At 42.7% G+C, this 12,243-nt stretch carries 12 protein-coding genes; 3 read left to right on the forward strand and 9 right to left on the reverse strand.

Annotation, left to right across the window (positions count from 1 at the left end; genetic code table 11):
- Positions 1-54: 54 nt before the first annotated feature.
- Positions 55-2,061 carry a penicillin-binding transpeptidase domain-containing protein gene (locus GXK58_RS15870; RefSeq protein ID WP_160724138.1) on the reverse strand — a complete coding sequence of 669 codons (2,007 nt, stop codon included), beginning with the start codon at positions 2,059-2,061 and terminating at the stop codon, positions 55-57.
- 347 nt (positions 2,062-2,408) lie between these two features.
- Positions 2,409-3,209: a M23 family metallopeptidase gene (locus GXK58_RS15875; protein ID WP_160724139.1), complete on the reverse strand. Its 801-nt coding sequence runs from the start codon at positions 3,207-3,209 to the stop codon at positions 2,409-2,411.
- A 557-nt stretch (positions 3,210-3,766) separates the two neighbouring features.
- Between GXK58_RS15875 and GXK58_RS15880 the strand changes: the two genes are divergently transcribed.
- Positions 3,767-4,861, forward strand: a complete 1,095-nt coding sequence (locus GXK58_RS15880; protein WP_160724140.1) for a GerAB/ArcD/ProY family transporter — start codon at positions 3,767-3,769, stop codon at positions 4,859-4,861.
- A 78-nt stretch (positions 4,862-4,939) separates the two neighbouring features.
- Here the strand turns inward: GXK58_RS15880 and spoIID are convergent, their stop codons facing one another.
- From spoIID to GXK58_RS15910, 6 genes are all read right to left on the reverse strand, one after another.
- Entirely contained in the window at positions 4,940-5,980 is a 1,041-nt protein-coding gene (spoIID, locus tag GXK58_RS15885) for a stage II sporulation protein D (RefSeq protein ID WP_160724141.1), read from the reverse strand.
- Between the two features lie 388 nt (positions 5,981-6,368).
- Positions 6,369-7,682, reverse strand: a complete 1,314-nt coding sequence (gene murA, locus GXK58_RS15890) for a UDP-N-acetylglucosamine 1-carboxyvinyltransferase (protein WP_160724142.1) — start codon at positions 7,680-7,682, stop codon at positions 6,369-6,371.
- 32 nt (positions 7,683-7,714) lie between these two features.
- Complete coding sequence (locus GXK58_RS15895) at positions 7,715-8,509, reverse strand: YwmB family TATA-box binding protein (protein ID WP_160724143.1); 795 nt, start codon at positions 8,507-8,509, stop codon at positions 7,715-7,717.
- A gap of 293 nt (positions 8,510-8,802) precedes the next feature.
- Positions 8,803-9,036: a DUF1146 family protein gene (locus GXK58_RS15900; protein ID WP_160724144.1), complete on the reverse strand. Its 234-nt coding sequence runs from the start codon at positions 9,034-9,036 to the stop codon at positions 8,803-8,805.
- Positions 9,037-9,219: 183 nt separating this feature from the next.
- Entirely contained in the window at positions 9,220-9,399 is a 180-nt protein-coding gene (locus GXK58_RS15905; protein WP_160724145.1) for a hypothetical protein, read from the reverse strand.
- Between the two features lie 71 nt (positions 9,400-9,470).
- Entirely contained in the window at positions 9,471-9,797 is a 327-nt protein-coding gene (locus GXK58_RS15910; protein WP_160724146.1) for a general stress protein, read from the reverse strand.
- Between the two features lie 157 nt (positions 9,798-9,954).
- On the opposite strand from GXK58_RS15910, the gene GXK58_RS15915 reads away from it, so the two are divergent.
- Entirely contained in the window at positions 9,955-10,299 is a 345-nt protein-coding gene (locus tag GXK58_RS15915; RefSeq protein WP_160724147.1) for a hypothetical protein, read from the forward strand.
- Between the two features lie 68 nt (positions 10,300-10,367).
- Entirely contained in the window at positions 10,368-10,622 is a 255-nt protein-coding gene (locus GXK58_RS15920) for a GlsB/YeaQ/YmgE family stress response membrane protein (RefSeq protein WP_160724148.1), read from the forward strand.
- 99 nt (positions 10,623-10,721) lie between these two features.
- On the opposite strand, the gene cls is transcribed toward GXK58_RS15920, so the two are convergent.
- Positions 10,722-12,221, reverse strand: a complete 1,500-nt coding sequence (gene cls / locus GXK58_RS15925) for a cardiolipin synthase (RefSeq protein WP_160724149.1) — start codon at positions 12,219-12,221, stop codon at positions 10,722-10,724.
- Positions 12,222-12,243 lie beyond the last annotated feature (22 nt).

The following is a 12,243-nucleotide window of genomic DNA, read 5'->3' on the forward strand; positions in this document are numbered from 1 at the left end:
ATGTCGCTAACAAAAAAAAGCACAAGTGATATCAAACTCACTTGCGCTTCGCGTTTATTTCCACTTTTCGAACACATTCTTCACTTTCTTCACTGGCACCGAGGAACCGCCTCGGCCCTGGACATTCTCGACCATCATCGCCACCATCAGACTTGGCGAATCGGTATTGTAGGCAATAAACCAGCCATTTTCCGTGCCCGTTTCCCCTTGCTTCTGCTTAATCTCCGCTGTCCCCGTCTTGCCCGCCAGCGGATATCCTTTGATTTCAGCATCATTTGCCGTTCCGCTCTCCTCACTTACGACTTTCCGTAAATCCGCAGCAATTACGCCTGCATCGTCAGGAGGCACCACAGCCGCCTTCCAAACCTGCCCGAGTTCCTCATCAGCAAGCAAGACCGGTTTAATCATATTGCCCTCGCTCCCAGCCACAAACGGTGTATAAGCAGACATTAGATGAACAATACTCATCTGTACCTGCCCCTGGCCGTAACCGGAGTCCGCAAGCGCAATTTCACTTCCCATGGTGCCTGGCACTGATTTTTCGAGTGGGAATGGATACTTGAGATCCTCGTCGAAACCAAACTTTTTCAACCCAGCGACAAACTTTTCTTTCCCGATGTCTAACGCGGCTTGGGCGAAATAGATATTATCGGAATACACTAACGCTTTCTCTAAGTTCACTGGATCTGTCCCGGCATGAACCCTTGTCACAAAGTAGTTCCCCCATGACTTATCCTTTTGCCACTTCTTGCCGATAATCGGCACCGCTTCAGGTGGCACTATCGTTCCGTTAGCTAATCCAATCGCCGCTGTCAAAGGTTTCATCACCGATCCCGGTGCAAACCCGAGCTTAAAGCGGGTCGTCAGCGGCTTTTTAGGGTCCTCCTGAAGCGTCTTCCACTCCGCTGCAGAGAAACCTAATACGGCTTGATTTGGATCGAATGACGGGCTGCTGACAAGCGCCAGCGTCTCCCCTGTCAGTGGGTTCATTGCCGCCGAGGCCCCGGCCTCCCCGTTAAGCTCACCAAACACACTCTTCTGCAGTTCGGCATCAATCGTCAGCTTCACATTTTCGCCGTCCGCTACCGGCTTCTCAGCCAGCACCACATCTGCCTCGTCCTCTGCTTTCTTTTTAATGACGACCTTCACGCCGCTCGTCCCTTTTAAGCGCTCATCAAGCACCTGCTCAAGGCCGCGTTTTCCAATCACATCACGGCTTGTATATCCCTTGTCCTTTAGCTTCTCAAGCTCATCCGCCGTAATGGATCCGACATAACCTACAAGCTGTGCGGCAGACGGTCCATAAGGATATACCCGCGCCTCCACTTTGCGCGTCTGAACCGGCTCAAGCGCTACCAACTTGGCAACCCGCTCCTTGTCAGCCATCGACACCTTCTTCAAAGGCACAAACTGCCCTTCCTGCACCCAGCCCGCACCGAGCGCCTTTTTAATTTGCTCCGGCGTAACTTTAAGCAGCGGCGCCATTTGTGCAATGTCGGAATCATCTGCCTTACCAGCAACCACTCCGACCTCGTACACCTGGCCATTCACTGCCAGTCCGCTCCCATTGCGGTCCAGAATCTCGCCGCGCTTAGGTGCTGTGGTCTTGATACTAATGGTGTCGCCTTCTTTCATTCCTTTAAAAATAAACTCTGTATTCCAATTTACATACCAATTTTTCTTATTGTCTCGTTCTTCCTCTTGTAATCTGGCTTGCTGGGCAAATTTAATAGGTCCAGCCACTGAATTCATGCTGGCGGTAAAAGAATATTGGGTTTGGTCCTTATCACCCTGATCTTTTTCTGGTTTTTTGAAGTCAATCTTGAGGTCTGTAATCTGAAGATCTTCGTACAGTTTTTCATAACGGCTAGTAAACTGTTCTTTGGTGATATTCTTTTTGGCATCATTGGAAAGATAATCATACATCTTAGCAAACTTTTGCTGGTTCCATAAGGCTATGTAATCGGAGAATCGTTCTTCTGGGGTGGGTTCCTTACTGCAGCCGGCAATCACAGTTAAACTCAGCAGGAGCAGGAACAGGATCCCGATTAATTTTTTCAAAACCAAATCCCTCCTTTTATTTCCATTTTAACATAGATGAGCGGGAATATGGTTTTTGCTTGTTTTGGGGTTTTGCACAATTCATATGATAAACTCACAAATAGAGTCATTTTTTAGAAAATCTTAATGATTTATTAATAGTTTGTTCATAACTAGGCGCTATACTATGGTTATTCACACTTATTCAAACCCCCTTTGATAATCCGGCCTACTTGCCGGATTTTTTTTGCACCCTCAAGGAAAGCAAACATGCATTTTCCCCTTCCCAATAGGATAAATGGTGACAGGCACCAAAAATAACACAAAAAAAGAGGAAAGTGTTTTTCCCCTTCCCCTTTGTTGCAGAATTATGAGTTGCTGTTATCTGTTGATTCGTCTGCAGCCGGATCTTCAATTTTTTGTTGGTCTTCCTTTACGTCCGGAGTCTTTGACGATTCTTTGCTATCATTTGTAAGAGTGTCTTCTTGCAGTGTGTTCAACGACTTTTCGAAGTAGTTTGTTGGATTTACTGCTACACCATCTTTACGAATTTCAAAATGTACATGGGTTCCAGCTTTTTCATTGAACAAGCTTTGTCCAGCCTTGGCAATGGCTTGTCCTTGTTTTACTTGGTCGCCAACCTTCACATTAACGTCTTTAACAGATTGATATTGTGTTACAATACCTTTGTCGTGTTCAATTTCAACTACATTTCCTAGTGTTGCATCTTCTTCGACACGTGTAACGGTTCCGCTAAGTGATGCCATAACATCAAAGCTTTCGCCATCTTTCACGGTAATGTCGATACCAGTATTTGGTACATACGTATTATTGTAGAATACTAATGCCGATTCCTGGTCTTCTGCCTTACCTTGGAAATCATAGAATTTGGTTTTGACTACTGCATCATCCGCATTTGCTACTGGCATCTTAAAGTTTTCCATTGCTTTGTTTACTTCAACTGCTGGAGCATCGTTCTTTTTACCGGTTAAGTCAGTGGCCTTGTAATCATACTTATTTGTATTACTGCTTGATGATTGATACCAAAGAACTCCCGTTAAAATAAGTGCTGCACTTGCGATATAGATGGCTGGAAATACCCAACGCTTCTTGAAAAAGCGTTTTACACTGGAACCTTGAGAAGATCTTTTGTTTTCTTCCTCTCTCATTTTCATCACCTCAGCAATCATTCTGAACAGATAAGTAGAATTATATACACGGCTGGAAAAAAATTTTTAAAACTTATTTTTCGACAATGAGTATGTTTTTATGCACAAAATAGAAAAAAATTTTTTTATAAAACACTATCGCCATATAAAGAAGCAGCAGCAGACGCAAAATTGGAATCAGTGTTTGCTTTTATTTTATCCATGGGGCGATGTTTAAAGGGAAGTTTGCGGGGCTTCGGCGGGTGCTGGGGCGTGTCCAGACACTTTAAAGAGCTTGGGGTTTCGGCCGCCAAGCTCTTTTTTTATTGATATAGTGAGTGACACCAACAGTGAGTGTTACTAATACGATGAAGGTTAGGATTATGGTAATAATCTTTTTAAAAATCTTTCTCCCCTCCCTTTATAAGCCTATTAGGGTTATTTGGCACCCATATAATCTTAAATCTCCCAGACCAATTAAATTAAATATTAGAATGTTAAAAAAAGGTAATGATAATACAGATGTATCCTAGAGGGTTTCCTGCAAACATGTTTTTTAGGGGAGAAGGAATGAACCTATGAAGAAGATCCAAATCAATTCGTACCAATTGTTTATCCTGATTGTTTTATTTGAATTAGGTACTGCCGTTTTGTTTAACCCAGGCGGTTCGGCCAAGCAGGACGCTTGGATTGCCAATCTAATTGGACTCGCGTTTGGCCTCATACTCTTTTGGGTCTATTACCGTCTCTATCGATACTATCCGGAACTCCCCTTAACCAGCTACATTCAGAAAATTTTCGGAAAATGGCTGGGTAGTTTGATCGCCTTTCTCTACATTTCTTATTTTTTATATCAAAGCTCTAGAATTTTAAGGGATATCGGAGAGCTTTTGGTGACTACTATTTACACGAGTACCCCTTTGCTGGTTTTGAACTTTTTTATGATTATTACGATTATTTATGGAATATCAAAGGGTTTTGAAGTGATTGCAAGGGTTGGGGAGCTTAGTTTTTTGGTGATCTATTTATTAGCCCTTTTAGGATTTTTTGCGATTTTACTCTCTAAAATCATCCATTTTGAGAACTTAAAACCAATCCTAGAAAATGGCTGGATTCCTGTTTTAAAAACTGTTTTGAGGCAGACTATAAATTTTCCTTTTGGAGAAATGGTCGTGTTTACGATGCTGCTGCCCTATATAAACAAACAAAAGAACGTATTGAAGGTTTGTTTGGGTGGAATTATTTTAAGCGGTATTAACCTAACGATTACATCGGTAATGAATGTAGCTGTATTAGGCGCGGAAGTCTTTGTACGGTCCCCTTTCCCGCTCTATAACACGATTAGAAAAGTGGAACTCACGGAATTTCTGCAACGCCTGGATGTTTTTTTTATCCTTTATTTAATCATCGCAGGTTTTTTTAAATTAAGTCTTTATTATTATGTAGCCGTAATAGGAGGAGCAGATCTTTTTAAAATGAAGAACCATTCAAAGCTTGTTTTACCGTTAGGGATTTTAATCTTATTGGGTTCGATTACAATCGCTACTAATTTTGCTGAACATAGTAAAGAAGGTACAGTGATTGTCCCCTATGCTTTACATATGCCTTTTCAAATGATTATTCCTGTGGTCCTCTTAGTAATCGCTTATATTAAAAGTAAGAAGGTAAACTGACAAGTTCATGGCAGCTGTCCCTGTATACAAATTTAATAAGCCAGGCTCCACGGGCCTGGCTTTAAGTGATACAATCTCTTACTTTTGTGCCGTCAAGGTAGACAGCATACTCTCGGCTGAAGTAATCTCGATTCCTTGATAATAATGCTTCACAATTTCTTTGTAATCGGCCCCATCCTCTGCCATTCCGTTTGCACCATACTGGCTCATGCCGACCCCGTGGCCAAAGCCTTTTGTTGTGATGACAATATTATTTCCTTTACGCTGCCACGAAAAATCGGATGATTTTAACTCCAATTTATCACGAATGTCCCTGCCGGTTAGCACCTTGCCATTAAAATTCACCTTTCCGACCCGTTTTCCAGCCGTACGTTCGGTTATTTTACCAATGGTAGAACTTGAGCCGATTTTCACACCGAGCTTCGCTTCAAATTGCTTCACCGTCAGCACCTTTTGATTGGAATACTTGGGTGACTCTTTATCCCACGGACTTGCCACACTTCTTAGATAAGGGATACTGCCCGCCCAATAGTCTTCCGAGTTTTCGGTATAGCCATTCCCTGTTGAGAAAAACAAAGCATCAATTGGTTTTCCATCGTAGGTTAAAATTTTCCCGCCCGTCGACCGGACTGCCTCAATGACCTTTTTCTTTTTCCAGGCATAATCTTGATCCCAGTTCCTTCTCATTTCTGCATCATTCATGTAAACCTGATGAATTTGCGTGTCCGTCACTTGAGCTCCCTTTGGCACCCCCATTGTGTCCTTGTTGACGAGTCGATTCACAATATAGGTCCGAGCCGCCAGTGCCTGAGCTTTGAGTGCTTCTTCTTTAAATTCCGCCGGCATTTCCGCTGCGACGACGCCCACCAGGTAATCTTCAAATGGCACGTTCTCAATGACTCCTTTAGTGGAACGGAAAACAGCTACTGACATGCCAATCTGAGAGTCCACTCCCGAGGCGGCAGCTGTTTCTTTTGCCGAGGCTTTCGTTAGGTCTTCCCCCAGGTGACCGCTCGTCTGTTGCTTACCTGAAAAGGGGAGCACAACAATAGAAGGAATGATAATTGTTAAGGCAATGAGGAGTGACGCTAGTGCGATGAGTGGTTTGATTTTGATCATGATCGTGCCTCCAGTTTGTAAAATTCTACGATCCAGCACAACCTGCCGGAAAACATCTCCATTCATACATATGGAAGCGGACAAGCATTTATTACAGAAATTTTCACATCCATCGATAGTGACAGGCACCATTTTCATTCTACATACAGAGGGTATATTGGAATCGGTGACAGGCACCATTTTTACTCTTTATACGAAGTGAACAATAGAATCGGTGACAGGCACCATTTTTACTCTTTATACAAAGCGAACATTAGAAACAGTGACAGGCACCAAACGGCACCAAAAAACAAAGAATCCCTTAGTACTGCAGCCGTCGGATATCAGACGACTGCCTACTAAGGGATTCTTTTATTTTGACTATTATTACATTTTTATTTGCTATGCTTTATGCATTCATATCCGATACAAATTTCTTTGCTTCTTCGAACGTTGTTTCATCTGCTTCATTCACACGTTCGATATCTGCGCCTAAACCAGCCAGTTTGCCGTGGAAGTTTACATACCCGCGGTCTAAGTGTTTCAACTCAGTCACGCGTGTCATTCCTTCAGACACTAAACCGGTTAGAATCAACGCTGCAGCGGCACGAAGGTCAGTTGCTGAAACTTCTGCACCCTGCAAGTTAGAAGGACCATTTAAGATAACAGAACGGCCTTCAATCTTGATGTCTGCATTCATACGACGGAACTCTTCTACATGCATAAAACGGTTCTCGAACACCGTTTCCGTAATCATAGAAGTACCTTCCGCACGAAGCAATAATGCCATCATTTGAGACTGCATATCTGTAGGGAAACCTGGGTGAGGCATTGTTTTGATATCCACTGCCTTCAAGCGTTCAGGACCGATGACACGAACGCCATCTGCTTCCTCATGAATCTCAACACCCATCTCCTCCATCTTCGCAATCAAAGATGATAAATGTTCAGGCACAGCCCCGCGAACCAATACATTACCGCCCGTAATTGCAGCAGCCACCATAAACGTACCTGCTTCAATCCGGTCAGGAATAATCGCATGATCAGCGCCGAATAATACATCAACGCCCTCGATTCGTAAAGTGCCAGTGCCGGCACCCTTTACGCGAGCGCCCATTTTATTCAAGAAATTCGCTAAATCGACAATCTCTGGTTCTTTCGCAACGTTCTCGATAATGGTCGTACCCTGTGCTAGAGTCGCTGCCATCATGATATTTTCTGTTGCGCCCACACTTGGGAAATCCAAATAAATCTTAGCACCTTTTAAGCGGCCGTCTACCTCCGCTTCAATAAAGCCATTTCCTACTTTGACCTTCGCACCCATCGCTTCAAAGCCCTTTAAGTGCTGGTCAATCGGACGGGATCCAATTGCACAGCCGCCAGGTAAAGCGACACGAGCCCGGCCATTTCGAGCCAATAGTGATCCCATTACAAGGACCGACGCACGCATTTTACGTACGTATTCAAACGGCGCCTCTTCTTTTAACACTCTAGATGCATCAACAACAACTGTATTATTGTCAAAAGCCACTTCAGCGTTTAAGTTGCGTAAAACTTCATTAATTGTAAATACATCGGAGAGTGTGGGTACATCACGTAGCACACTTTTTCCATCACTTGCTAATAATGTTGCAGCGAGTACAGGCAAAACGGCATTTTTTGCACCTTCAACTTTAACCGTTCCATTCAGCCTTTGTCCGCCGCGGACGATGATCTTTTCCAAGAGTATTCCCCTCCGCGTCCATTTTCTCTATATTAATATTCAATCGTGATGATAGGGGTTCCAACTACTATGGTAGTCTTCCCGCCCAATCCTTCGGAGCGTAAGCCAATTTGTAAATTCATGTTATGCAATTTATGATCTATGGAGCCTGTAAACATTGGCGATGATGCCGAAACCGACATGAAATTCTCCTCTTTTAACGCTTCGATCTCTTTCGCATCAAAATCTGACATCACCTTGCCAGCTCTCTTTGCCAAAGCCGTATCAATCTTATCATTGAAAACGCCTTTCATACAAGAAAAAACTGTAGGTTCGCCCCGAAATATGTCAGATAGCCTATGACGAAACTTTTCTGTGGTGAAAAAGCCCTCTGTCACTTTGTTCCATTCGCTTCCACGAACACTATATACTATATACGCATCTACTGGTTGTTTTGTGTGGGTTGCCATTATTTGAAGCGTTTCTTGGTGGTGTTTTGATGTTGGAGATACTGCTGTCACTTGCCATTTTTGGCTGGTGTTCGTTACAGACCATTTCCAATCCGGAAACTTCTGCTGAAGCTCTTTCGCATAATCCTGTACTTCCTCCATATTCTGCATGCCCGTGATATGTTCACGTGCATAATAAGACCAATCATTGAGCAAAATATCTTCGGCTTGTAAAATAGAACCCATTTTTGCTAAATCATTGGTGCCTTTTGGAATGACAAAAGAGTTGCTGCCGGCTTTCTGCCCGCTCATGGCTTCAGTCGTTCGGTTCCCCATCACAACAAGGATCAAACTGACAATCGAAATTATATATAAAAAATACTGTAAATGTCTCTTCATTTCTCTACTCCCCCTTAACTACCATTGTTGCCAGGCATTGGGTGAGCAATACTTGAGAAATGTCGTCACTTTATGACAAATCCTCGAGCTCATTATTTTTTATTACATTCCAAATTTGGGACATACTTAGCTTTCCACATAAACTCGATTGTACTCAAAATATTGTCATTTGGAAACAGGCTCTAAGAACTAAATATTTTCCATTTTTGGTGGATGAAGACGTTTTTTGTTGAAGCATGGGCAAATTTCATTTAACCTTGAGTGCCCCCGCTCCACGTCCAATCTGCCTTCGTTCACTGCAGCAACAATGGCAGCTGCCTGGACCATTGAAGATAATCAAGGAAAAAGTTACTAACAGATGAACCGATAAAAATGGCTAATAATATGTATAGTAATCGCGCCTGAAATACATGGTTCGGCTTCAACAGCTTTTCCAAGCGGATAGCCTGCAGTGCATACCAGGCAATCGCAATAAATACAATATGGGACAAAATACTAACTACCGCTATTTGCCCAAAATCATCCATTCAAATTCTCTCCTTCCTCGAAGTCCAATGATTATTCTATCATATAGACGTATGAAATACAGGAAAGATTCACCAAATGTATTTTTTCGCAATATTCAAAACATAGCATCCGCTTACAAAACAAATACCTGCCTAAACAGTAACCCTCCATTGAAGACGATTGTTTAAGCAGGTAAATCCAAATTATGCCTCATTCCAAGCCCTATCCATGTTTAATGGAACAATCACTCGATCCCCTTGGATTTCTTTATGAATAATCGGATTTTCAAAATAGGTTTCCAGTCTGTGTTTCCCGCTGGTTTTATGTCTTGCGATTCGGTGGACTCCCAATAACGTGTCTAAACTTTGTTTCGAAAATTTCATCCTATTCACCTCATTCATTTTTTATAAAATCGATAGGAATCATAGGACTCCTATCGATTTCTTCTATATTATTAGGCTGATTTTGTTGCCACGACAACGACCTTGCCAAGATCTAATTCTTCTTCATATCGCTCAGCATCATCGCTTGATAATCCAAGTGATTCTAACTTAGTGCGGAGTTCGTCTCCCCTCGACCGGAACACATTAGCAAGGGAATCCAATACACCCTGTTCCTGTACGCTGATGTCGTTAACATCCAGCGCATCAGTTAAATCTTCAGATCGGTCTTTGTCATGCGCTAATAGGTAGATGTCATCCTTGGTATATCCTTGCATCATTAACTGGTCTATTTCCTTTTTGGCTTGTACACCGTTCTCCACAATTCGAATTGTTTCCATTTGATTTCCTCCTTGTTTTATGTTTGTTACGTATATAACCACTCTCAACAAAATGAAACCTTTCTAAGTATTTTTTTAAAAATCAGATGGAGTTTAGAAGTCAATCCTACGTGGGTATATAGAGAGCAATTCATCAAATTATTTGGAGGTGTATATTATGAGGAAATTGATTTGTAAAAGTTGTGGAAATGCCGAATTTAATGTGTTAAATGTAGGCGAAACATTATGTAAGTGCGGAAAGCGTTTAACCAAGTTGAATGATTATGCTTGGGAAAGTTCGCAAAAATGGAAAGATGTCCAAAGACGACGGGCAGAAATCATTTCCAAAATGAGTTTGTTGAAAAGGGAAATCGACCTTTGTCTTGATCGACGGGATGAGGAAGGATTTAAAAAGCGTACGTTTGAACTAAAGCTTTGTCAGCAGTTTCTAGACAATGCGCTGCAAGACCCGCAGCATCGTCTGAGAGAGCGTATAAAGAACCAGGGTAATTTAAGTTTTTAAGTTTAAGACTTTGGTTAACGGGTACTTAATAACCATACTCATTGAAAGATAGAAAGGAGAAGATTTTCATGGGATTTATTTGGTCATTAATTATTGGAGGAATTATCGGCTGGTTAGCAGGACTCATTCTTGGTCGTGATATACCAGGAGGAATTATCGGTAATATTATTGCAGGTTTTGTAGGTTCATGGCTTGGTTCCTTGATTTTAGGCGGATGGGGACCGGAGATCGGCGGATTCTATATCCTTCCAGCTCTTATAGGTGCGATTGTCCTTGTGCTTGTCTTAAGCCTAATCCTAAAAAGCAAGAATCGAACAGCGTAACTGATTTAAAGACTGCCTAACCGGCAGTCTTTTTTATATGCCATGAAACGGAAAGCGCACATCTGCATAAAAAGTGGAACCCGCTAGAAACGGATTCCACTATAACACCCCAGAAAACAGTCTGGCAAACGATTCCTTCCATCTGACCACCTTTCCTCGCTTATAAAACTCGACCGGACGAATCCGGCGGCAATCCTTAAGATCCTCCTCATAATGGTCCACGAGAGTCTGAATCGAATCCGTCCCCGTTAAAAATAAATTCACCTCAAAATTCAAATGAAAACTTCGCATATCCACATTAGCCGTCCCAATCGAGGCCAAATCCCCATCAACAATCATCACCTTCTTATGCAAAAAGCCCTTCTCATACGAATAAACCTCAAGCCCAGCACGCAAAAGCTCCGGAAAATACGACTGTGTCGCATACTGTGTCAAAAAACCATCATTGGTGCCAGGCACCATTAAGCGCACCTGTATGTTGTTTTGGGCAGCGATTTTGAGTGCGGTTTGGATGGCCTGGTTGGGGATAAAGTAGGGAGTGGCAATCCATATTGATTTTCGCGCGCTGGTAATCAATGCATAGTAATAGTCGCTCATGCCTTGTGTTTCTGGACCTGTTGCAACGACGTGGACCAATCCATCACCAGTTGCTGCTATCGGTTTGAGATAGCGTTCCTGGTCAAAAAGGCTTTCACCACTAGCATATTTCCAATCCAGTAGAAATACCGCATGAAGGGTTTGGACGGCTTCCCCTTCCATGACGACATGGCTGTCACACCAAAAGCCGAAATTTTCGTCTTCGCCAAGGTATTCAACGCCGACGTTCAGTCCGCCGACAAAGCCAACCTTGCCGTCAATAACAATGATTTTACGATGGTTGCGGAAGTTAAACTTCTGATTATACCATCCTGATTTTAAGGGTAAAAACGGCACGGCCATGATCCCGGCCTCTACCATTTTTTTAAGTATGGCCCCCGAAAGGGTAATGCTGCCTACCGCGTCGTATATCAGCCGAACCTCGACGCCTTCCTTCACTTTGTCCTTTAAAATATCGATTAGTTCCTGACCCAGTCGGTCATAGCGAAAAATATAATATTCTATATGAATAAATTCCTTCGCTTCCGCCAATCTCTGTTTAATCTCCTGAAAGGTATCATGGCCGTTTCGTAGAATCTTGGTTTTTGTGTTTTGATTTTGATCGGTTAACGTAACCTTTTCTAAGTAGCTGACAAAATTGCGCTGGTGTTCCTTCAGGTTGGATAAGTCGATCGTTTTCCCTTTTTTCCCAAGTGCTTCGAGTAATTGCCGGTCACTGATCCGCTTGCTTTTAAAAAGTTCCCCTCTGACGAGTAATTGACCGGAGTAGACATAGAAGATATAGCCGAAGATCGGCAGCAAAATGAGTATGTAGGTCCATAAGAGGGTGGTATGGGAGGGGCGGTTTTCGAGCCATAAGGTTAGGACGGTGTTGATAATGATCCCCGCATACAAGGCGAAACCGATGGTCCTCCACCAAAAAGGCAGCCCCCTAAAAAAGGCTAAATAGAAAAAGATGATCATCAAAGCTGCAAAAAGCCATTCAAGGCGTTTTATTTTCATACGGCTTCCACCCTTTTTTTCC

Source organism: Bacillus sp. USDA818B3_A (assembly GCF_009928415.1).
Lineage (GTDB): Bacteria > Bacillota > Bacilli > Bacillales > Cytobacillaceae > Neobacillus.